The sequence below is a fragment of the Pontibacter toksunensis genome (genome assembly GCF_042686245.1).
In the GTDB taxonomy this organism is placed as follows: domain Bacteria; phylum Bacteroidota; class Bacteroidia; order Cytophagales; family Hymenobacteraceae; genus Pontibacter; species Pontibacter toksunensis.
Window position 1 is genome coordinate 1 of record NZ_JBHUOX010000003.1, and the last position, 22716, is coordinate 22716.

At 50.3% G+C, this 22716-nt stretch carries 21 protein-coding genes and 2 pseudogenes; 14 read left to right on the top strand and 9 right to left on the bottom strand.

The window, feature by feature from the left end:
• Window positions 1-239: pseudogene (locus tag ACFS7Z_RS04830) on the top strand (hypothetical protein); the annotation flags it as partial.
• Between the two features lie 527 nt (window positions 240-766).
• Complete coding sequence (locus ACFS7Z_RS04835; protein WP_377481750.1) at window positions 767-904, top strand: hypothetical protein; 138 nt, start codon at window positions 767-769, stop codon at window positions 902-904.
• 83 nt (window positions 905-987) lie between these two features.
• On the opposite strand, the gene ACFS7Z_RS04840 is transcribed toward ACFS7Z_RS04835, so the two are convergent.
• Complete coding sequence (locus ACFS7Z_RS04840; RefSeq protein WP_377481753.1) at window positions 988-1809, bottom strand: phosphatase PAP2 family protein; 822 nt, start codon at window positions 1807-1809, stop codon at window positions 988-990.
• A 314-nt stretch (window positions 1810-2123) separates the two neighbouring features.
• On the opposite strand from ACFS7Z_RS04840, the gene ACFS7Z_RS04845 reads away from it, so the two are divergent.
• Together ACFS7Z_RS04845 and ACFS7Z_RS04850 are read left to right on the top strand one after the other, a co-directional pair.
• Complete coding sequence (locus tag ACFS7Z_RS04845) at window positions 2124-2327, top strand: hypothetical protein (RefSeq protein WP_377481756.1); 204 nt, start codon at window positions 2124-2126, stop codon at window positions 2325-2327.
• A 355-nt stretch (window positions 2328-2682) separates the two neighbouring features.
• Window positions 2683-3495, top strand: coding sequence for a phosphatase PAP2 family protein (locus ACFS7Z_RS04850; RefSeq protein ID WP_377481759.1), 813 nt, complete (start codon window positions 2683-2685; stop codon window positions 3493-3495).
• A 95-nt stretch (window positions 3496-3590) separates the two neighbouring features.
• Here the strand turns inward: ACFS7Z_RS04850 and ACFS7Z_RS04855 are convergent, their stop codons facing one another.
• Together ACFS7Z_RS04855 and tyrS are read right to left on the bottom strand one after the other, a co-directional pair.
• A complete protein-coding gene (locus tag ACFS7Z_RS04855) occupies window positions 3591-4187 on the bottom strand; it encodes a DedA family protein (protein ID WP_377481762.1) in 597 nt (198 codons plus the stop codon).
• A 145-nt stretch (window positions 4188-4332) separates the two neighbouring features.
• A pseudogene (gene tyrS / locus ACFS7Z_RS04860) lies at window positions 4333-4656 on the bottom strand (tyrosine--tRNA ligase).
• Window positions 4657-4930: 274 nt separating this feature from the next.
• On the opposite strand from tyrS, the gene ACFS7Z_RS04865 reads away from it, so the two are divergent.
• Complete coding sequence (locus tag ACFS7Z_RS04865) at window positions 4931-6232, top strand: hemolysin family protein (RefSeq protein ID WP_377481765.1); 1302 nt, start codon at window positions 4931-4933, stop codon at window positions 6230-6232.
• A gap of 135 nt (window positions 6233-6367) precedes the next feature.
• On the opposite strand, the gene ACFS7Z_RS04870 is transcribed toward ACFS7Z_RS04865, so the two are convergent.
• Window positions 6368-6715 carry a hypothetical protein gene (locus ACFS7Z_RS04870; RefSeq protein ID WP_377481767.1) on the bottom strand — a complete coding sequence of 116 codons (348 nt, stop codon included), beginning with the start codon at window positions 6713-6715 and terminating at the stop codon, window positions 6368-6370.
• A 675-nt stretch (window positions 6716-7390) separates the two neighbouring features.
• Here ACFS7Z_RS04870 and ACFS7Z_RS04875 point away from each other — a divergent pair.
• The 6 genes from ACFS7Z_RS04875 to uvrA all read left to right on the top strand — a co-directional run bounded on the left by ACFS7Z_RS04875 (window position 7391) and on the right by uvrA (window position 14228).
• A complete protein-coding gene (locus tag ACFS7Z_RS04875; protein ID WP_377481770.1) occupies window positions 7391-8638 on the top strand; it encodes an ABC transporter permease in 1248 nt (415 codons plus the stop codon).
• A 124-nt stretch (window positions 8639-8762) separates the two neighbouring features.
• Window positions 8763-9626, top strand: coding sequence for an LOG family protein (locus ACFS7Z_RS04880; protein WP_377481773.1), 864 nt, complete (start codon window positions 8763-8765; stop codon window positions 9624-9626).
• Between the two features lie 20 nt (window positions 9627-9646).
• Complete coding sequence (locus ACFS7Z_RS04885; RefSeq protein ID WP_377481775.1) at window positions 9647-9790, top strand: hypothetical protein; 144 nt, start codon at window positions 9647-9649, stop codon at window positions 9788-9790.
• 497 nt (window positions 9791-10287) lie between these two features.
• Window positions 10288-10749, top strand: coding sequence for a DUF202 domain-containing protein (locus ACFS7Z_RS04890; protein ID WP_377481778.1), 462 nt, complete (start codon window positions 10288-10290; stop codon window positions 10747-10749).
• 56 nt (window positions 10750-10805) lie between these two features.
• Window positions 10806-11189: a YidH family protein gene (locus ACFS7Z_RS04895; protein ID WP_377481781.1), complete on the top strand. Its 384-nt coding sequence runs from the start codon at window positions 10806-10808 to the stop codon at window positions 11187-11189.
• Between the two features lie 126 nt (window positions 11190-11315).
• Window positions 11316-14228: an excinuclease ABC subunit UvrA gene (uvrA, locus tag ACFS7Z_RS04900; protein WP_377481784.1), complete on the top strand. Its 2913-nt coding sequence runs from the start codon at window positions 11316-11318 to the stop codon at window positions 14226-14228.
• Between the two features lie 53 nt (window positions 14229-14281).
• Here the strand turns inward: uvrA and ACFS7Z_RS04905 are convergent, their stop codons facing one another.
• Window positions 14282-14851, bottom strand: a complete 570-nt coding sequence (locus ACFS7Z_RS04905) for a DUF4142 domain-containing protein (protein ID WP_377481786.1) — start codon at window positions 14849-14851, stop codon at window positions 14282-14284.
• A gap of 90 nt (window positions 14852-14941) precedes the next feature.
• Window positions 14942-15547, bottom strand: a complete 606-nt coding sequence (locus ACFS7Z_RS04910; protein ID WP_377481789.1) for a DUF4142 domain-containing protein — start codon at window positions 15545-15547, stop codon at window positions 14942-14944.
• A gap of 275 nt (window positions 15548-15822) precedes the next feature.
• Between ACFS7Z_RS04910 and ACFS7Z_RS04915 the strand changes: the two genes are divergently transcribed.
• Window positions 15823-16506, top strand: a complete 684-nt coding sequence (locus ACFS7Z_RS04915) for an ABC transporter ATP-binding protein (RefSeq protein WP_377481791.1) — start codon at window positions 15823-15825, stop codon at window positions 16504-16506.
• Window positions 16507-16587: 81 nt separating this feature from the next.
• Here ACFS7Z_RS04915 and ACFS7Z_RS04920 read toward each other — a convergent pair whose 3' ends face one another.
• From ACFS7Z_RS04920 to rpoN, 3 genes are all read right to left on the bottom strand, one after another.
• Window positions 16588-17208, bottom strand: coding sequence for a hypothetical protein (locus tag ACFS7Z_RS04920; protein WP_377481793.1), 621 nt, complete (start codon window positions 17206-17208; stop codon window positions 16588-16590).
• Window positions 17209-17491: 283 nt separating this feature from the next.
• A complete protein-coding gene (gene yiaK, locus ACFS7Z_RS04925; RefSeq protein ID WP_377481794.1) occupies window positions 17492-18475 on the bottom strand; it encodes a 3-dehydro-L-gulonate 2-dehydrogenase in 984 nt (327 codons plus the stop codon).
• A 193-nt stretch (window positions 18476-18668) separates the two neighbouring features.
• On the bottom strand, window positions 18669-20111 hold the full coding sequence (rpoN, locus tag ACFS7Z_RS04930) for an RNA polymerase factor sigma-54 (RefSeq protein ID WP_377481796.1): 1443 nt from the start codon (window positions 20109-20111) through the stop codon (window positions 18669-18671).
• Between the two features lie 252 nt (window positions 20112-20363).
• On the opposite strand from rpoN, the gene asnS reads away from it, so the two are divergent.
• Entirely contained in the window at window positions 20364-21803 is a 1440-nt protein-coding gene (gene asnS, locus ACFS7Z_RS04935) for an asparagine--tRNA ligase (RefSeq protein WP_377481798.1), read from the top strand.
• A gap of 115 nt (window positions 21804-21918) precedes the next feature.
• Window positions 21919-22500 carry a porin family protein gene (locus ACFS7Z_RS04940; RefSeq protein WP_377481800.1) on the top strand — a complete coding sequence of 194 codons (582 nt, stop codon included), beginning with the start codon at window positions 21919-21921 and terminating at the stop codon, window positions 22498-22500.
• Window positions 22501-22716: the final 216 nt, after the last annotated feature.

Sequence of the window (22716 nt, forward strand, 5' to 3'; positions counted from 1 at the left end):
TACGGCTGGTCAAGGGGCTTTCGCTGAACCTGGGCGGGTACTACGCCATACAGCGGGACCAGCTGAACATCATCAAGGGGACGGTCTCTGACCAGGACCTGCTGACCAGGCGGCGCCAGCTAGACTCCAACTATGACTTCTACTTCAACTTCGGGGTCCGCTACAGGTTCGGCTCGCTGTTCAACAACGTCGTAAACCCACGCTTTGACGGTGGCGGAGGAATGATATTCTACAACTAAGCTGGATTGATTATAACCAGATGCCATAGGCATAACCAGCGGGACTAGCCTCAGCAGTACTACTTGAGCTGTTCTATAGCACCTTTTATGTTCAACAGAGTGTTTTCATGAGCAAGAGCTCAAAACATGGGTTAGTTGACATTAAGTGCCGACTAAACAATTTCATCCGCATCGTAAAAACTTGATTGGCATGTGCGCCGCAGCGGAGTAAGACTTATCGGTAAGACCGCCTTAACTGGTGTAGAAGCGGTTTTGCTGTTTATACCAGAATAGTTGCGGCTACGGCCATTAAATAGGCGGTTCCTGAAGTTGAGGGCTTGGCACACATCAGCCAACGCGTTTTCCATAAGCCTGGATTCCTATACATTGAGCACAATCGTGCAAGCTTTATATGTTTGCTGCTCTATCATGTATCAGCAAGTGTGGTAATTATGGGCTGCCTTCACAATCATCAAACTCTTTACCTATCATAACAGCTGTTACAGGTTATACTAATTTCAGCTTAGAGGAATGATGGGATAATGCAAATGCTCACGGTAGCAGAAGGGAGAAATGATGCAAATCGGATTGGTTTTCTGTTTGCGGAGGATCGAAAGCGGGTGGGGAATGACAAAGACGGAGAGGGTTACATTACCCTCATGCGCAGCATCAGGCTTCTAAGGTAGCCATCGCGCCATGTCTTTGTTCCACGGAACAACGTGTTGGAACTGTACAGGTCTCATTCGAGCTTAGCCAAACCCTTTGTTCATCAGAACTGTAGGTACATACCGACTCCCGGGCTGCCGTTTGGCAACACCACAGGTACTACAGCGGTGTTCAGCCCGCCGCCCTCGGTTAACTTGGCATGTACCCAGTATACCATATTCACAGAGAGTACACCAACTCCGGCACCTGCCAGCACATCCGACATCCAGTGTTCGTTGTTGAGCACACGCAGCACGCCCGTTCCGCCTGCAATGCCGTAACTCACCACGCTAATCCAGGGGCTCGTGTGCCGGAACTCCTTATCCATGAAGGTGGCAATGGTAAAGGCGTAGGCGGTATGGCCGGAGGGGAAGGCGTAAGGCTCCCCGTTTGGCCTTTCAATGCTGGTGGTTAATTTGGTGGGCCCGACTATGGCCGATGTAACTCCTACGGCAGAGAAGAACAGAACCGTCTGGCGGCCCAACTTGTGGCGGTTCAGCGGCGAGATGAGGTTAAAACCATATAGCCCCACCAAAGGTGCGAACATGGCGAAATCATCCGCCTTGGTCCCGAAGTCGGGGAAAGTCTGGTTCCTGTAGTCAAAGACATCGTTGCTGCTTAAGATGCCCCGCCCCCCGTACGTATAAACGCCTGCCGCTATCAGCACAGCCGAAGGAAGAACCGCCCTTCTCAGGAACCGTTTGTCGCTTGCCTCCAGACGCTGCGCATCTGTAAAAGGGGCTTTCTGCCCGGGTAGAACGGTGTCAGCAGGAACCACGATGTTGATGCCTGCTGAATCCTGCTCCTGGGCCACTGCCTGCAGCGGTGCCGCCAGCAGCACACTTAGCCAGGCAAGGTATGCGGTGAGTAAACTGTGGAGCCTCAAAACATCATCTGCTTAGGTTAGAAATGACTACATAGATTGTAAAACGGCAGCGGAGAAAAGGTGTTTCACAGTGGCGGGAATCAGAGATGACAGCAGAAACCTGAGATGGCTACTGTTTTCCTTCAGAATTAAGCGATAGAGTTGCGCTGGAAACTAAAAACAGCCAACGTGAAATCAACCTTACTTCTTCTTGCATTCCTGTTCTCCATTCAAAGCCGGGCTAAGCAAAAAAGTGAACTAAGCCCGAGAAGCAGAAGAGCGTCTATGACACACTTCTGCCTTCCTCACTGGAGCTAAATGAAGCCATAGTAGAATTGTATCTGCTGGATGGGGTGAACCACCGCATGTATACCCTGATTCAGCAGGGCCTGATACAGAAAACAACGGTGCTGGACAGAAAACAGCTCCGCCAGCCGGAGGGACTGGCATTCAGCGACACAGGCGACATCTACGTTGCGAGTGAAAGCGGGCTGGGCCCTTATCAGGAGGCTTCCAAAAGGCGCTTAAGCCATTTATAGGTTGCCCTTTAAAGCAGCTTGTGTCCTTCCTCAGACCTGGCGACAAGTTGTAAGGGTCCCTTTCGATTTACCGATATTCAAATTCAGCTGGTTTGCTTTTCGCCAAAGCCCTGCCTGATTGAAGAAGCTTTGCCGCACTTAATTTTGCACTACAGAATTACTACAACATTGGGTGCTACCATTGGGGAAGAAAAAGGTGAGAAACAAAAGCTTATGAACAAAGCAGTAGTGCCACTCCCTTTAGAACACAAAAAACAGTTCAAGTACTCTTCCTCTTACATTATTATTAGCCATGTCAGCACCATGCTGCTTCTCTGAAAGCACACTTGTACAGGTATAGTTATTTTTTGCAGCGATGCTCTTCCCTCTCAGCATCTTTGCGCAGCCACAGGCGCAGGTCCCTTCTGATAGCACGGTGCAGGTTTCCTCTTTTTTACAGCCTAACGAGGGGGCGGAGACGGGGAAGTTAGTGGGATTCTTCTCACCTGCTGTAAAGAACACTGCCCTGATAGCCACCGATATTGGCTTCTGGACCACCACGTTTGTTTTCCTCGATGAGCCTGTGCAGAACTTCTCGCAGCGCTACAGAAGCACTGTAACAGAGCATGTAGCAGGCGCTGTAGAGCCTCTTGGCCGCCAGAAGTACCTGATGCCCGCGGCTGGCGTGGCGCTTGCCTCCGGATTGATATTTAAGGATGAGAAGCTGCAGAAAGCAGGCATGGTCTCTATAGGCAGTATACTGGTGAATGCAGCAGCAACGAGTACCCTCAAGAGAGCTTTCGGCAGGCACCGTCCGGACGTTGCCACTGAAAACGACAGATTTGATGGCCCTTTCCGGAATTCAGACCATACTTCCTTTCCTTCTTCGCATACTTCGACAGCCTTTACAGTTGCCACTTCCATAGCCACAGTGTATCGGGAGCACAAGCTGGTTCCGCCCATCGCCTACGGGGTGGCCACACTTGTCGGCATATCCAGGGTACATGACAACGTGCATTGGGCTACTGATGTGATGAAAGGCGCCGCGGTGGGTTACCTCAGCGCGAAAGGCGTGAACTACTTATACGAACTGGCAGACCAGAAGCTAAAGAACCGAAGACAAAAGCTCCTGATGACACCGAATTTGGGCCCGGAAAATGCCGGCTTCAGCGCCACGCTTATTTTTTAGCCTCAGCGGCTCGGAAGGTTAAATTATTCCTGGCTCCGGATAGAAACACTGATGCAGCCTGTTCGCAGGCTCCTCATAACAAAGAACTTTTCCTTTTACCCTCTCCTGCTGTCTTTCCGGATCTGACGGACAATAGGAACAAGCGCCACCGCGATGCTGATGGGAAGGATCCAGCCCAGATATTCCCTGATGACAGGGAACTGGCGGCCCAGGAAATACCCGGTCAGGGCGAATGCCCCCATGTAGAGCAGACTGGCCACCAGTGTTAGCAGGGCGAACGAGGCAAACTTCATGTTGGTCGTTCCGGCTATCACAGGGCTGAACGGCCGGATGATGGGCAGGAACTTGCCTAAGACCAGGGAGGCCTTCCGGTGCTTCCCGAAATAGTCTGTCGCCAGGCGCAGGTATTTTTTCCTGAAGTACCAGGTATCCTCCTTATGGAAGAGCCTGGTGCCGAACCTCCGCCCGATGAAGTACCCGGAGGTGTCCCCGGCGATGCCCGCCAGGATAAGCGAGGCCAGCAGCACGGCAATAGAAACCTTCAGGGCGCCCGTACTCACCAGGAGGCCTGCCGTGAAGACCAGGGTCTCCCCGCCCGGTACCACCAGCCCCACCAGCAGGCCCGTTTCGATGAACACCAAGGCAACTATAAGCAGGAAGCCGCCCCATTCTATCAAACTCGCAGTATCCATTGGTAACTTTTCGTTTTACTGTTTTTCAGCCCCTTTTACGAAACCACCAGTTGATGAGTGTCTGTCACCGGTGTGTTTGTCCTGCACAACTGGGGAATTTTGATACGGCTTAAGTGATGTCTTCTATTTCGACGGTCAAATTTCTTCAGGACGAGTCAGAGCAGCTAAATAAATTCCTGTGGGGTAGTTCATCCAACCATCTAGAATTGAACACAACTTTGGCTTCGCTTACATCAATTACCTTTGATAACTGGCTGATGTACGTTTCTGCGTTGCGCTGAACTTCTTCAATGTTTAATGGCTTGCGGCTTTTGTTCTTTCAAGTAGGTTCTCCAATTCCCGCTGTGAAGCTTCCGACCAGAATCACAATCTGATGCCCCATGTCTTGAAACTGCTTCAACTTCCTGCGTACAACAGCGTGTCCAAGGTGCATGTCGGGTGCGGTTGGGTCTAAGCCTAATTTAATCACCAGCCAGCCTATGGTTCTCTTTTCGAACCTGCTCTAAATTTTTGTTCCAGCCCGTCGTGGTAGAATGATTTCTGCGTTATTTTTAGTCTGTTTATTGATTACATCTTTTGTAACCAAAAACCCGAGCATACATTTTTTTGAAATAGGCTACTACATGACGCAGGGATGCAGTAGCTGTTTCATCTTCAGGTCTCCCTGTAAATGGCTTCGTAATCCTTTTGGCTATAATTGAAGTATAGACTGTTGTTGCTGCTACTGTCCTGTCATTGAATACATGGAAATACTCATTCTGATACTCCTGACCCTGCTAAACGGATTTTTCGCACTCTCCGAACTCTCCATCATCTCGGTCAACAAGAACAGAATTGCCCAAAAAGCAAAACAGGGAAACCGAGGCGCACAGGATGTGGTGAAACTCCTTGAAACACCCGAGAACTTCCTCTCCGCCATACAGGTGGGCATCACCCTCATCGCCATCGTATCCGGCGCCTACGGCGGGGCAGCCCTGTCAGGCGATGTAGAGGCGTGGCTGTTGGGTGTACCTTTCCTTGCGCCTTATGCGGACACGCTTGCCATTGTACTGGTGGTGGGGCTGATAACCTACTTCTCCATCGTGATAGGGGAACTGATACCCAAGACGGTAGCGCTCTCCAATGCTGACAACATAGCCCTTGCCGTTGCGCCCATTGTCAAGGTGTTCACAAAAGCCACAATGCCTTTGGTGAAGCTGTTGTCCGGCTCTACCAATCTCGCCATAAAGCTGCTGGGCATAAAGGAGCCAACGGAGGAGAAGATGTCCGAGGAAGAACTGAGGCAGATACTAAAGACTGCAGGTAAACAGGGAACACTGGCAAAGGATGAAATCCAGTTGCACCAGAACATCTTCACTTACTCGGAGCAGCGGGCGAAGAACCTGCGCACGCATCGGAAAGAGGTAGAGTATATCGATATCAACCAGCCGCTCACAGCCATTAAAGAACAAATTGAAAGGAGCGCCCACTCCAAGTTCCCTGCCGCTGATGGTGGCATTGACAACGTCATTGGCATTCTGACTGCCAAGCGGTTCTACGAGTACCTGACAAACAACAGAGGGGAACCGCTCAGAGGCGTGTTGCAGCCGCCAATCTTTATCCCGGAGACGATGCTGGCAAGTGCCGTGTTGAACAGCTTTAAGAAGGCTAAGCAGTATATTGGCATTGTGGTGGACGAGTACGGCACGATAGAGGGCATCATCACGGTGCATGACATCCTCGAAGCCATAGTGGGCGACCTGCCCGACTTGGATGAGATGGAAGAGCCGGAGATTGTCAGAAGGGAAGACGGCTCCTTGTTGGTCAGCGGCTCCATTGAGGTGCATGAGCTAAACAGGGAGTTGAGGCAGGAGGTAATCGGGAGGGATTCTGACAACTACGCTACGCTGGCGGGTTTTATTTCTTATACCATGGGCAGGCTGCCGGTTGTTGGCGAGAGACTCGAACACAACGGGTATGATTTTGAGATTGTAGACATGGACGGGTATAAGATTGATAAGATTATCTTGAAGCGTAAAGATGCTCCGTCAGCCCCACAAGGTTAAAGGTATCCGCTCCTGATAGTATCAAAGACTACTTAGGCTTCCGGCGAAGTTGTAGCAAGGGGAATATTTGACAGATGCTCTATTAGCCTTGTGTCGTTAGCCAGTCCTCTGCGCTTACTGAATCGATGAAGGTTTTTACTTGATTTTGCCCTTGAAGACCCGGTTTGACCTGCTGCACAGGGTATCTGCGACAAGTTGCTGGAAAATGTCCTCTGACACGACCACGGCACATCTTTGGAGGTTGGTTTGCCTAAGCAGCGGGAATAGCACGTCCTGCATCCAAGTCTGATCGCTGACGTCAGGGGTATAGTGCTTGGAGGTGCGGTAAAGCCAGTAGCTTAGGTTGTGCACCTTTAATAGTACACAAGCGTGTAGCAGGTTCTTCCTGTAAGTCCTGCTGGTCAATTCGCCAAGCCACCGGCTCCGGAGCAGGGAAGAGTCAGTGGCTATTTCACAAGCCAGGAGGTCTGTTGTTAACTGCATAAGCCACGCATCTGAAACGCAACAATAATTTACGTATCAACGGAAATATAGAATGCCCCATGTGCTGTGCAACCAGTAAACAAGCTGATGCTGCTTTATCAACTGGCAAGTGTACTGCATCCCTTCGCAGTACTCCCCACTGTTCACGCCTTTGAGCCACCTGCTCCGAAGCAGCTTTAACTTAGGTCCGATTGTATTGGAAATACAGCCACTACATGCCTGCATATGAGTAGCAATTGGTGCGACAAGAAATACATATCTGTATTTTACAAAACACACATGAAAAAGTTACACAAGAAGCCGTTGCGCGATGAACCCACAGTTGTGCGATGAACTAAGCGAAAGCATCTACTCTGAGGTGAACATCTCATGTAAACCTTAAGGAAATAATTACAGGTTTTAGAGGTGTTAGGGGCAAACTAAGAGGGGACTTAAACCCGTTTCAAGCTATATTCAGCGCTGCTTTTGCACTGAGCCGAACAACAATGTAAATATTATGGTATTTAGTTCGTTCTCCCTCTGATACGAGAACAGTTAAAAAGCCTGGATGGGTTCATAGATAACTGTTCTGTAGAAACCAAAAAATCAAGCCGCAATTTTACTCAGTTTGCCCGAATATTTCTTACTTTTAAGGAAACTACTTCGCCCTGCTATAGCCTGACTTAGAAAAAAACTATGATATATTTACGTCTTGTTGCAGAAAGCTTCCGGTTTGCGTGGCAGGCACTTCGGGCAAACATGCTGCGCACCCTTCTTTCCCTGCTGGGAGTAACCATCGGTATCTTCGCCATTATCTCTGTGTTCACACTCGTAGACTCACTTGAGCGTAACGTGCGCGACAGCATGAGTTTTATCGGCGAGAAAGTAATCTATGTTCAGAAATGGCCCTGGTCTTTTGGCCCGAATTATCCCTGGTGGAAATATTTTCAGCGGCCGGAACCCACAATCCGGGAGTTTCGCCAGCTAGAGCGGCGCCTTACCATGGCCGATGGTGTGGCTATCTTCTCTGACAGGGGAGGCAACACCTTTAAAAATGGCAACAGCAGCTTTAGCGATGCCACTTTAATGGGCGTGTCGTATGAATACAACAGAGCAATGGAAGTGCCTATTGAAAGAGGACGCTATTTTATACCACAGGAGGTGGAAGCCGGTCGTAACGTTATCCTTATCGGAAGCGAAGTAGCAGAAACACTTTTCCCCAGGCAGGACCCCATCGGGAAGCAAATTAAGGTAGGCGGGCAGCGGTTCAGCATCATTGGTGTGCTGGAGAAGCAGGGAGAAAGTATGTTTGGCGGCTTTCCTTTCGACCAGATGGGTATTGTGCCGTATCTGGCGTACAGCAAAATGTTTGCTACCGGGCCTAATGGCGTGGGCTCTGCCATTGTAGTAAAGGGTCGTGATGATGACCCGGGCCTGTTGGAACTGGAGTATGAGGCACGCGGCATCATGCGCACGGTACGTGGCCTGCGCCCCCGTGATGAAGACAGCTTTGCCATGAACCGACCTGAAATGGCCACGCAGGCTATTGGCGGATTTTTTGAAGTAGTGGGTTTAGCAGGATGGGTGATAGGAGGCTTCGCTATATTGGTGGGAGGCTTTGGTATTGCCAATATCATGTTTGTATCGGTGAAAGAGCGGACAAACATCATTGGCATTCAAAAATCGCTGGGAGCCAAAAACTATTTTATCCTGTTCCAGTTCTTATTTGAGTCGGTGTTCCTGAGCCTCCTGGGCGGAGCGGCAGGCATCCTGCTGGTGTTTCTGCTCACGCTCATCCCGCAGGACATGATGGAGATAGGGCTCTCAATAAGCAACATTATACTTGGCCTCGGCGTATCGGCCGTGATAGGGATGTTGTCAGGCATTATTCCAGCTGTTCTGGCTTCGAACTTAGACCCAGTTATCGCCATCCGCTCTAAATAGTTAGCACCAGGCTTCCAGGGTTTGCCTCGCTGTACCACAGCAGCCATTTTACATTTAACGAGACGAACGCACCTGCTAGGAAGGTGCTCTGGAGCAGCAAGCTCCTGAAGAAGATACAGAACTTATGACAAAACTCAGAAAGACAAGTAAAACCAAATTACACGAAGAAACAGTTAACTCAGGCAGTGGCCAGACTATCCGGAACCCGGATATAAACAAGAATAAAGCTACTTCAATTACGGATCTGCGCGAAAGCGGCGAGTCCACAGCGCCTCCTGCCTCTGAGGAGGACATCAGGGTACGCCAGGCCTTTGTAGACAAAGACTGGAACGAGATAAAGATTGCAGACTCCTGGCAGATATTCAAGGTGATGTCTGAGTTTGTGGAAGGCTTTGAGAAGCTGGCCAAGATAGGACCATGCGTTTCTATATTCGGCTCTGCCCGAACTAAAAACTCCCACAAGTATTACCAGATGGCTGAAGAGATTGCCGCCAAGCTGGTGCGCCACGGCTACGGTGTGATTACGGGTGGTGGTCCGGGCATTATGGAGGCCGGTAACAAAGGCGCCCACTCGGAGGGTGGCAAGTCCGTTGGCCTTAACATCCAGCTGCCATTTGAGCAGTTCAACAACATTTACATTGATTCTGACAAGCTCATCAACTTCGATTATTTCTTTGTGCGCAAGGTGATGTTCGTAAAGTATGCGCAGGGCTTTATCGTAATGCCAGGCGGGTTCGGGACACTGGACGAGTTGTTTGAGGCGATTACGCTTATCCAGACAAGGAAAATCGGAGCCTTCCCTATCGTGCTGGTGGGCCGGTCTTTCTGGGGAGGCCTCATGGAATGGGTCGAAAACGTGATGCTTAAAGAGGAAAGCAACATCAGCCCGGAGGATATGGACCTGGTGCATATTGTGGACGATGCCTCAGAAGCCGTTAAAATCATTGACGACTTCTACAGCCAGTACCTGCTGTCTCCGAACTTTTAATATCCTACCTTACTTCAGGTATGCTCATAACAGAAAAGCAGGCGCTCCGCGGGCCTGCTTTTCTGTTTTACATGGCAAGGCCCGGAATCACGCTGTTTTTGCTGCACCCGCTCAACGGTGTTTCATACAAAGCCCTGATACGTGATAATCACTCGCCATCTTAAACTGCTCCCTTAGCCTGCTATCCGCCAAAGGCTATAATGCCGTGGGAGTGCAGCAGATAGTGGAAGCAGCAGGTGGCCTTACATTTCCTCCGTGACCTGGCAAGCCTTTGCCGCGGACTTCAGGACAACTGCCGGTTTCAGGGAAGTGGTTCATGGGGGCTGTTGCCACTGGGCAAACCCGGAGATGTTGGGCTCCACCAACTAACTGTGAGTGCTACAAGGCCCCTACTCAGGCCACAGCGACAAGAACTACTTTGAACACTCGCATTCTCGCTCAACCAGCTGTTCAGTATGGCAGTGAATGGGAAATCAGCGGAACCAGGCTACTTGACGCAGATACCCCGCTTCACCCTGAGCAGCTCCATTTAGAAGCCTCATCCGGCACTGGCAGATCCCATCCGTCGCCTGGCCAGTATCAGAAAAGCACATGCAGCTTTCAGGTATGGCAGCTATGAGCAGGTGCAGGAAAGGGAAAGGGAAAGGGAAAGGGAAAATGAATGAAGACAGAAGTATGGCCGAATATACTTTACCTTTACCTGCCTCCTTTCGTACACTTTTACATGAGCATAAAGGAACTGCTTCACAAAAGAGCCAAGAGGAGGCTAAGGAAAAAGCTGAAGATTCAGGAAAAGCATAACCTGGAAATCAGGGACAGCCTGGCCATGGAGCGGACTAAGCTAGCCAACGAACGGACTTTCCTGGCTTATATGCGTACGGGCACGGCTATGGTGCTGGCGGGGCTCACGTTCATTAAAGTCTTTGAGGAAGACCCTTTTTACATTGGAATCGGGCTTGTCTTTATTCCTATCGGCTTAGGAATTTCTCTGTTTGGCTACTACAGGTTCTCCACTAAAAAGCGTGAGGTGGCGCGCCATACCTATTCCTACACGCCAACAAGCCCTATACATGCAGAGGTGGCAGAACAGGACAAGGCTGGATCACCGAACGTATCTCCGTAGCTGCGGCTACACACTGTTTCCCCTGCCCTTGGTATTTCCCCACAAAAGAAGAGTTTATGTCCGATCCGGAGAAGGAAAAGATAAAGAAGCTGAAGAAGAAGCTGAAGCATCAGGAAAAGAAGAATGTAGAAATTCGTGACCAGATGGCCATACAGCGCACTATCTTCGCTAACGAACGCACGCTGATGGCTTATCTGCGAACGGCTATCACGATTATAGCCGGTGGGTTTGCCGCCATAAAGCTCTCTCAGCATTTATACCTCGAGATCATCGGTATTATCTCGATGCCCCTGGGGCTTGGGCTCGCTGCTTACAGCTTCTACAGATACCTTCAAAAGCAAAAGCTTATAGAGCGACAGCGGAACGATTATACGCATACAAGCCACCAGCACGCTGAACTAAACGAAAAGGAACCAACCAAGTACGGTAACGTCGACTAGAACTGCCTATTTATCTTGTTGCAGGCTAAACCAATTGCTGCTGGTTGCTGTTAAGAAGGGTTAGGATTTTGCTGCTGCAGAAGCCTAAGATTATGTACCTTTGCGATTTAAAACCACACACGCTGAATGGCTTTCAACCAAGAGCAACAAATAGTTTCCGGCACCACTGCACCTGATACTGCCACCACCGCGCCTGCCATGGACGGTGAAGCGCAACAGATAGAAGTATACGGCGCCCGTGAACACAACCTCAAGAATATTTCGATTAAGCTGCCCCGCTACAAGCTGGTGGTATTCACCGGCATCAGTGGCTCCGGCAAGTCATCGCTGGCCTTCGACACCATCTATGCCGAAGGGCAGCGCCGTTATATGGAGACTTTCTCGGCCTACGCCCGCTCGTTTATGGGTGGCCTGGAGCGCCCGGATGTAGACAAGATTGAAGGCCTCTCGCCGGTAATCTCCATAGAGCAGAAAACGACGAGCCGCAACCCTCGCTCTACAGTAGGCACCATCACGGAAATCTACGATTTTATGCGCCTGCTTTGGGCGCGTACCGCCGAGGCCTTTAGCTATGTAACCGGCGACAAGATGGTGCGCCAGAGCGACGACCAGATTGTTAACCATATCCTGGAGAACTTCAGCGAGAAGCGGCTTGTCGTACTGGCACCGGTGGTGAAAGGCCGCAAGGGCCATTACCGCGAGCTGTTCCAGCAAATCCGCAAGATGGGCTTTATACGGGCCCGCGTAGACAGGGAGTTGGTGGAGATAACACCGAAGATGCAGGTGGACCGCTACAAAATCCACGACATCGAAATTGTAGTGGACAAGCTTGTGGTGAAGGAGGAAGACCGTTTCCGCTTGTCCGGCTCCATTCAGAATGCCCTGACGCATGGCAAGGGAACAGCGCTAGTACTGGATGCTGACACCAACCAGACGCACTTTTACTCCCGCCACCTGATGGACCCTGCCACCGGCATCGCCTACGACGACCCTGCTCCGAACAGTTTCTCCTTTAATTCCCCATACGGTGCCTGCCCTGTTTGTAATGGCCTTGGTGAGATACAGGAGATAACTGAGGAAACGGTGATTCCGGATAAGAGCCTGAGCATTCGCCGGGGCGGCATTGCTCCGCTGGGCGAGTACCGCGATATCTGGATTTTCAAGCAGATTGAAGCGCTGTTCAAGCACTTTAAGGCTTCTGTGGCCACCCCTATCAAAGACCTGCCCGCCGACCTGCTGCACATCCTGATGTATGGACTGGAGGAGGACCTGGAGGTAAGCACCAAGAAAGGCAACTATGTTGTAGAGTTTGAGGGCATCATCCACTTCCTGAAGGGCCAGATGGAGTCAGACTCTGACAATATCCGCTCCTGGATTGAGGACTTTACCCAGACCTCCGTTTGCCCGGAGTGCAACGGTTACAGACTCAAGAAAGAGTCGCTGCACTTTAAGATAGACGGCAAAAATATCGGGGAGCTTTCGGTGCTGGACATTAACAAACTGGCTTCGTGGTTTGAGGGGCTGGAAGACAGGCTGAGTGAGCGCCAGAACGTGATTGCGCGGGAACTGCTGAAGGAAATCCGGAAGCGCATTGGCTTTTTGCTGGATGTGGGCCTTGAATACCTGAGCCTGCACCGCCCGGTGCGAACGCTGTCCGGTGGCGAGAGCCAGCGTATCCGCCTGGCTACACAGATCGGTACGCAGCTGGTGGGAGTGCTTTACATCATGGACGAGCCAAGCATTGGCCTGCACCAGCGCGACAACGAGCGCCTGATAAACGCTCTAAAAGACCTCCGTGATCTTGGCAACACCATCATTGTGGTGGAGCATGATAAAGACATGATCCTGCAGGCAGATTATGTAGTGGATATCGGTCCGGGTGCGGGTATACATGGTGGCCAGGTGGTAACAGCCGGCACGCCGGAGCAAATGCTGCAAGCAGGCACCACCACCGCCGACTTCCTGAGCAACCGCCGTGGCATAGCAATTATGCGGGAGAAACGCCCGGGAACAGGAAAGTCACTGCGCCTGATTGGTGCCACAGGCCATAACCTGAAGAACGTAACGCTGGAGCTGCCGCTGGGTAAAATGATTTGCGTAACGGGTGTGTCGGGCAGCGGCAAGTCATCGCTGATTCACGACACGCTGTACCCTATCCTGAACACGCACTTCTTCCGGGCAAAGCGTGACCCGCTGCCATACAAAAAGATAGAAGGCCTGGAGCATATTGATAAGGTAATTGAGGTAGACCAGTCGCCGATTGGCCGCACGCCGCGCTCTAACCCTGCTACCTATACCGGTGTTTTCACGGATATCAGGACGTTGTTTGCGCAACTGCCGGAAGCCAAGATAAGAGGCTACTCCCCTGGCCGCTTCTCCTTTAACGTGAAGGGCGGACGTTGCGAGGCCTGCGAGGGCGCTGGTATGCGCACCATCGAGATGAACTTCCTGCCGGATGTATACGTGCCGTGCGAAGTCTGCAAAGGCAAGCGCTACAACCGCGAGACACTGGAAGTACGCTTCAAAGGCAAGTCTATCACCGATGTGCTGGACATGACCGTGGAGCAAGCCGTAGATTTCTTTGATAGCCAGCCACGCATCCTGCGCCGGATACAGACGCTGAACGAAGTAGGCCTGGGTTATATCACCTTAGGCCAGCAGGCAACCACTTTGTCTGGTGGAGAGGCACAACGCGTAAAGCTGGCAACAGAACTCTCTAAGAAAGATACAGGCCAGACATTCTACATCCTCGATGAGCCAACTACCGGTCTGCATTTCCAGGACATTGAGCACCTGTCGGATGTGCTGCACAAGCTAACGAACAAGGGCAATACCGTACTTATCATCGAGCACAACCTCGACCTGATAAAGGTAGCGGACTATATCATCGATATCGGTCCGGAAGGTGGTGATGCAGGTGGTACCATTGTAGCCACAGGCACTCCGGAAGAAGTAGTGGCCGCAGGCAAAGGCTATACGGCTAAATTTCTCAAAGAAGAGCTGGAGACGAGCCACTACCGCGAAAGCGAAGAAGCTTAAAGCATGAAGGCGCATAAAAAAACAGCGGCTACTTATTGGTAGCCGCTGTTTCTTTATGCATTCTTGATTGTTTCTTCCAGTTCTTCCACCATTTGCTGGTGTTGCCGCAGCAGGGGCAGTTGTTTCGAGGCATACTGCTTTAGCGCCATGTCCTGTCCGTTTTCGGCTATATCTTCATACCGCTGTATTAGTTCCTCATGCTCGTCGCTGAGGCGGTTTACGTAGGCAAGGTCAAAAGCAATACCTGTTTTGGCAGTTATTTCCTGGTATACTTCATGGTGCCTTTCACCGAGCGTGCTGGGCAGCACGAAATTACTCTGAGTAGCTATCTGCTGCAGATCATTCAGCATCTGCTGATTGGCCTGCATCATTTCCTGCGCCAGTTCCTTCACTTCAGGGCTAACGGCCATACCTACAGCAGCCTCTCCGAGCTGCATTTCCAGCAAGCTGGCACTGGCTGCCTCTGCCGCAAACAAGGCGTCGTTTCGCATGCCTTCCACGCCATTTGCCTCAAACTGCTCCATGCTCTGCTCTACAGCCTGATCAATGCTGTCGTCGGAGCCACAGGCAGTGGTACATAATAAGGTTGTGGCGGTTAAAAGTATGAGTATAGTTCTTTTCATGGTTCGAATTGATTTAAAATATAAAGCATCTGCAAGATAAGCCTTGCAGATGCTTTATACTACTTCAATTATATATAGAACGTTGCCTGATTATTGCTCTGTAGGCGTACCAGCGTTCGTAGTATTGTCCGTTGTCTCATTTAGTTGCCTGGCTTGCTCCAGGTGCTGGCGCAGTGACGGCAACATAGTAGTGGCAAAGCTTTTCACCTCCTGGTCTTCTATGTCATTGGAGGCATCTTCAAACAAGCTGACCGTATTCTCATGCGAGCTTACCATCAGGTCGATGTACTGGTTGTCGAACTCAGCGCCGTTTGCGTTGCGCAGTTCCTCCAACTGCTCCATATGCTCCTGGCTCATGCTGTCAGGAAGCACAACATTTTTCTGCTGCGCCAGCTGCTTCATCTGGTCACCCGCCTTCTGATGGTCTGTCACCATCATCTGACCGTAGCTCTTCACTTCCTGCATCAGTCCCTTCTGCTGCGCCAACTGCCCTGCCTGCACTTCCAGCATGTTGCTGCTGGCTGCTCTGGTCATAAAATCAGACATGTTCGTCATCTGATCTTCCATGGCAGTGTCCTCAGCGCGTTGCTCGTTTGTTTCCTGCGCCTCTTCTACAGCCCCCTGCTCCTGGCTACAGGATGCCACACCAAAAAGTATGGCTCCTGCTATAAATCCTGTTGATGCAAACTTTTTCATATTTGTATTTTTTTTAAATTCTTATTTTATTTAAATTTCGCTGTTTTACAGCAAACAGCTTGTATTATACGATCTGCGCTTATACAAGTTGTTAAACGTACCAATAATTACTTTTAGCTATTACTACCTGTCGGCTAATGAAATAAGATAACACAGCTTTTTTTCTTAGCAAAATACAAGATAACCTGATTTGTACATTTCACAACCAGAGAGTATCTAAACCCTCAAATAAAATTACTGTAATAGTGTTGCAATCTTGAAATGAGTAGCCTGAAATGAAGAAGGAGAACCGCATCTACTGGATATTAACTGCTGTACTTTTGTTTGCACCACTGTCTATAGCCAAGGCACAGATAGAGCGTGACATTCAGAATATAGACACCTCTTATGACCGCGTTGTAAAACTATACCCGCTACAGATTGGTGAAGTATATCTTGGGTATGAGAAAATGCGCGCAGAGCGTATTTCCAATGAGTTTGGCCTAAGCTACATTTACTGGAGTTTCCTGAAAGGCGACGACTGGGTTCCGGAACGTAAAAACGCGAAGGGATTAGGCATCCGGATGAGTCAGCGCAAGTATACTGCGAAGAATGAGGGTGCGCCCTTCGGCTTCTTCCACGGCCCTGTATTCGGATATCGTTTTGTGGCGTTTGAGCAGAATGTTTTCGACTTGCCAGCACAAGACCCCAGTGAGCCGGGCTATAAATTTATTGGCCGCCTGTACCAGCACTCCCTGGACCTCGGCTACCAACTAGGTGTGCAGTTCAAGCTCTCGAACCACCTGACGGCAGATATAGGCGGCGCAATTGGTGGGCGGGTTAAATTTGCCCTTGCCAATAACGCTGACGAGCTCCTGCCAGAGCATATTATCGGCCGTAGCGTGGCGGCAGAAAACAACTCTGCTATTTTTGTGGTGCCTTTGCCGCAGCTAAACCTCTCTGTTGGCTATGCCTTTTGAGGAACAGCAATAAACCTTTTTTTCAGCAACCGCACTGATGTTGAATGTGAAAGGCCTTCAGTTTTACGGAGTAAACTGTCATCAAAGACCTGCATAGGCAGCACCCAGTGCTAACAGGAAACCGCTGCCAAAGCCGCCATATACCTCAGCGGGCGTGTGTGCGTGCAACGACAGCCTGGCAGAGAGCACAACACCTGTCAGCAGTATGCCCAAGGCGATCGGACCTATCATCATAGCGTCCGGGGCAACCCAGTTCAGCACCAGCAGCAAACCTAAACCTCCTCCCATGCCCATGCTGTGCGCACTTATTTTCCAGAACTGCGTGATGATGTATGTCAGGAAAACTGAAGCAGCAATAACGCCCATCACAAAGTAAAAAATGGCATCAAAGGAAGGCTCGCGGTAGAGCAGGTAGGATGTAAGCGCATAGCAGATACCCGTAAACAGCAGCGGCAAGCTGCGCTGCTCCCGCCGGTCCATCTCTATGGAATCGAGATGACCCAGGCGCACCAGGCTATAAGCGGCCACACCCGGAATAATGAAGGTGGTAAAAAAGATCATGCTCAGCACTATCCACCGGATGCGGTAGGGTAAGGTAAGGGTAGCCGTAGGCATGTAGTACAAGATGACTGCGAAAAGATACGTCGGGAGCAACAGCGGGTGAAATACAACCGACAGCACCTGCGCAAGGGTACGGTTCACTTGATAGAATTATAAAACACGAATGATGAATGGGCTCCTGAGCAAAAGCATCCAGTAAAGTAATAAGACAAATTTAATATAGTGGTTGTTACTTACGCAGCAATTCTCCAATTAATTCTGTTCAATCATAAGTTGCCGCTGCTGTGACTTCTCTCCAACAGCTTGCTAGTCAGAAAGCACAACGAGGTCGGTTTACAAGCTTCTGTATTACTGCAACAGCACAACTCAGCAGCATCATACAGGTTTTGTCCTGAAGTTTGCAGCCTGCTTTGGATTCAGGCCTTTACAGATCTAAAACCTGTTTCCAGATTTCCTCATTTACCGGTATGCCTTCCTTTTCATTTCGGCGGCGTGTGGCTAAGGAACTCTCCCCCGGATACCGTATCTCTCCGCCTTCGTCCATCACACCGCTGCTTTTTGTATACTCAATAATGCTGTTGCTAATCGATTCATCCAGCCTGCCGGCATCTATGCACAGGAAGAACTGCGAAACTCCGGCCTCGTTTCCTGCCTCTGTGATTTTCGCTACAGACCGTCCGCCACTTAAGGAAGACACCAGCACATCCAGCACCAGCGACAGCCCAGATCCTTTCCAGAAACCGATGGGCAGGCTCCGCTCTGTTTCTCTAATCTGAGCCGGGTCTTTCGTTAAGTTCCCCTGTTCATCATATCCACCGTCTACAGGGAGTTCTTTCCCTTTCAACTCATACTCCTGCAGCTTGCCATAAGAGAATTGCGAAATGGCCATATCCAGCACAATATGACCTTCTTTTCGAGGAATAGCAACCACGAGGGGGTTATTGCCTAAGCGCGGTTCGGTTCCGCCCCATGGAGGCAGGTTCGCAATGCTGTTCGTGGCGCATATACCTATACAACCGGCCTCAACCGCCTGCCAGCCGTACGTGCCGGCACGCATCCAGTGGTTGGTGTTTCTGACGGCCACGCAGCCCATGCCGTTTTCTTTTGCCAGTGCTACAGCGCGTGCCATTGCCTTTGTAGCGGTATACATGCCTGGTGCCAGGTGTCCGTCCCACTGCTCTGTTACGCCATGCTCCCCTACTTTCTCTGGTTCGGCCTGCACATCAATCAGGCCGTCTTTTACCATCTGCACAAAAACCGGGAAGCGGTTCAGGCCGTGCGAGTACACGCCGTCTCTGCTGTTCTCGGCAAATATCCGCGCACACATTGCAGCTCTTTCTTCCTCAAAGCCTACCTTCAGGAGCACGCGCTTAAATTCTGATTTTAACTCCTCAAAAGATACTTTCATCTCTGCTATTTAAGTTTCTCGGGTGTACGTTGTAAAGTGCGGCTTTGGTTAATTATATAACATTACTTCTTCCTGGCAGAAACATACAAAGCAGCATACCTGCTTCGTCGTTACCGACACAAGGAGCAGACACAACAGCGGGAAATTTGCTAATTTAGCATCAGGTTTGTCTGGATTCAGGTAAGGCGGCGGACTATAATTCCTTTCTCAGGCGGGCTACGGGGATGTTTAGCTGCTCCCGGTATTTGGCGACGGTACGGCGGGCTATGTTATAACCTTTGTCATTCAGCATCTTCTCAATTTTCTCATCCGAAAGCGGCTTTCGTTTGCTCTCGCCCTCAATGATTTCTTTCAGGATGTGCTTTACCTCGCGGCTACTGGCGTCTTCGCCGGAGTCAGTAGCAATACCTTCTGAGAAGAAGTACTTGAGCGGGTAAATACCAAACTCTGTCTGCACAGCCTTACTGTTGGCTACGCGGCTCACGGTACTGATGTCCATCCCGATTTCTTCGGCAATGTCTTTCAGGATCATCGGGCGCAGTTCGCTTTCATCCCCTTCTAAAAAGAAGTCGTGCTGGTATTTGATGATGGCCTCCATGGTGCGCAACAGCGTGTTCTGGCGCTGCCGGATAGCATCTATAAACCACTTGGCGGCATCCAGCTTCTGCTTCACAAAGGTCACCGTCTCCTTCAGTTTCTTGTCCTTCTTGTCTGACTTGTCGTAGGCATCAAACATCTCAGAATAAGAGCGGCTGATGCGCAGGTCCGGAGCATTGCGCGAGTTCAACGACAGCTGCAGTTGCCCGTTCTCGTTGGTGAGAATAAAATCCGGGATAATATACTGTACCCGCGTCATGCTGGCACCGGCACCACCCGGCTTCGGGTTTAGCCTGATGATCAGGTCAACTGCTTTCTTCAGCTCGTCTTCCGAGATGTTGAACTTGCTCTGTATCTTCTGGTAATGCTTTTTTGTGAACTCATCAAAAGACTCCCGGATAATACGCTCCGCCAGCACCGTAGTAGGTTCCTGCTCCCGGCGCTCAAGCTGTAGTAGAAGGCACTCTGGCAGGTCGCGGGCCGCAATACCGGCAGGGTCAAAGCTTTGGATCAGGTGCAGCACCTGCTCTATCTCTTCTTCACTTGTCTCTATGTTCTGGGAGAAGGCCAGGTCATTGGCAATGGCACTCAGGTCCCGGCGTATGTAGCCATCATGATCGATGCTGCCGATCAGCTGCATCCCAATGGCATACTGCCTGTCGTCCATGTCCAGGAAGCCCAGTTGGTCCATCAGCGAATCGGTGAGCGTGGAGGTCATGGCGATGGGCATCTCCTTGTCCTCGTCGTCACCGCCGCGGTCTCCCTGCATTTTGTAGCCGCTTATCTCGTCGTCGTTCAGGTAGTCGTTCAGGTCAACGTCATCATCCTTTCCATAATCGTCCTCCCCTTCATAATCGTCCGACTCGTTATACTCTTCGGCAGATTCCTCACGCCCCTCTTCCAGGGCAGGGTTCATCTCCATTTCTTCTTTTATGCGCGCCTCCAACTCAACAGTAGGTATCTGCAGCAGCTTGATAAATTGTATCTGCTGCGGCGATAACTTCTGAGATAAAAGTTGTCTTAAATCGAGTCGCTGCATAGGTTGATTAAAGAAAAACGTGCTGTTAAGTACACATTCAAATTTAGGATAATTTTACTCGCATTTACAAAAAAGGTTAAAATATCGTTACTTTGAGGGACTTTTAGGAAGACACAAGTATCAGGATATAAGATACAAGACTTGACAGGTAAACACCTGTGCCTGCCCGACCATGCGGATTAGAAGGTAAAAGAAAACATCCGTTCTTGTATCCTGCTATTTGTGTCCTGATACTCCATAACAACCATATACATGCAACGCACAAAAGTAAAAGACCTGTTAACGGGTGCCGAAGCAGGCAAAGAGGTACTGCTGAAAGGCTGGGTGCGCACCAAGCGCGGCAATAAGTTTGTAAGCTTCATCGCCGTAAACGACGGCTCTACTATAAATAACCTGCAGGTGGTTGCCGACGCTGAGAAGTTCAGCGAGGAGACATTGAAAGATGTGACCACTGGTGCCGCCATCGCCGTAACCGGTGAGTTAGTAGCCTCGCAGGGCAAAGGACAGGCCTACGAAATTCAGGCCAGCAGCATAGAGGTATTGGGTAAGGCAGACCCCGAAACGTATCCGTTGCAGAAGAAGGCACACTCGCTGGAATTCCTGCGTGAGATTGCGCACCTGCGCTTCCGCACGAATACCTTCGGAGCTGTTTTCAGAGTCAGAAACTCACTTGCTTTCGCTGTACACAGGTTCTTCAACGAGAAGGGATTTGTATACATGCACACGCCTATTGTTACCGCCTCCGACGCAGAGGGTGCCGGTGAGACGTTCCGCGTCACCACACTGGACCTGGACAACCTGCCTCGTACCGAAGACGGCAACATCAACTTTGAGGAAGACTTCTTCGGCAAATCCACCAACCTGACTGTTTCCGGTCAGTTGGAGGGCGAGTTGGCGGCCATGGCCTTCAGCGACATCTACACCTTTGGGCCAACGTTCCGGGCAGAGAATTCCAACACCACGCGCCACTTGGCCGAGTTCTGGATGATTGAGCCGGAGATGGCTTTCTACGACCTGAAGATGAACGCGGACCTGGCTGAGGAGTTTATCAAATACATCATCCGCTATGCGCTGGACAATAACCGCGAAGACATTGAGTTCCTGGGCCAGCGCCTGATAGAGGAAGATAAAGCCAAGCCGCAGAATGAGCGCCAGGAGATGACGCTGCTGGATAAACTGGAGTTTGTGGTTAACAATGACTTTGAGCGCATTACGTATACCGACGCCATCGACATCTTAATGAATTCGAACCACTATAAAAAGAAGAAGTTCCAGTATGACCTGAGTTGGGGAGCGGATTTACACAGCGAGCATGAGCGTTACCTGGTGGAGAAGCATTTCAAGAAACCAGTTATCGTGACAGATTACCCGAAAGACATCAAAGCGTTTTACATGCGCGTGAACGACGACAACAAAACTGTTGCTGCCATGGATATACTGGCACCAGGCATCGGTGAGATTGTGGGTGGTTCGCAACGGGAGGAGCGCCTGGATATACTGATAGAACGCATGAAAGGTGTAGGCATTCACGAAGAGGACTTGTGGTGGTACCTTGATACCCGCCGCTTCGGAGGCTGCCCGCACGCCGGCTTTGGCCTCGGCTTTGAGCGTATGGTGCAGTTTGTTACCGGCATGGGCAACATCCGGGACGTTATTCCTTTTCCGAGAACACCGCAGAACGCTGAGTTCTAAAATCATTTTATACTTTTATGAAAAAGCCCGGCTGTAGTAATAGCCGGGCTTTTTATTTGCCATAGCATAGCAATTAGGTTTTCCTATATTTGGGTTTCCAACTTTTAGTCAGGCCATGATAAGATTATACGCAGTTTTAGCAGCACTTTTGCTGCTTTGTCTTTCCCCTGCTATTGCACAGGACACACCTCCTAATGCTGAAAAAAGCAAGTACACCAGTATAAGGCTAGGGCTTAACTTTGCAACCATTGCAGGCCAGGATATTGCCGGCACCAACTGGCAACCAGGTGCTCATGCCGGCGTCTACCTGCTCACGATGGAAACCGACAAGGTCGGTATCCAGACAGAGGTGCAGTATTCGCTACAGGGATCGGAAATGGAACGAGGGCACCTGCTGCTGCACTACATTACAGTACCCGTAACCGCCAAATACTTTATTGAACCCAACACAAGTATACAGGGTGGTGCCTATGGCGCACTGTTGGTCTCACAGAAGTATGAGTTTGAAGCCTTTAGTAACTCTCCAGACTTAGAAGGAATGGATTATGGCCTTGCCTACGGCTTTTCTTACGGAGACGAAAGCAAGTACACTGTTAGCTTGCGCCACCACCTGGGCCTGGCAAACGTGCTCGACAAATCCGTTAAGGCGAAGAATCATACGATTCAGTTGTCCATCGCTTTCTGCGTGAGCCGATAGTAGCCTGTTATAGGCATACCACCTCTTTGAAGCACTCTTCTTTTGCGGGGAAATTCGTATGTACAGGAATGAGCAAATTTTTGTAGAACCATGAAGGCGCTACTGGCTACAGCAGGCAAAGCAACAGGATCAACTAAGATTTTCTGTGCCTTGCCTGCTTTCTTTTACACTTTGGCCAAGAATTTGCAGTTATATTTCTATAACAATCAACACCTT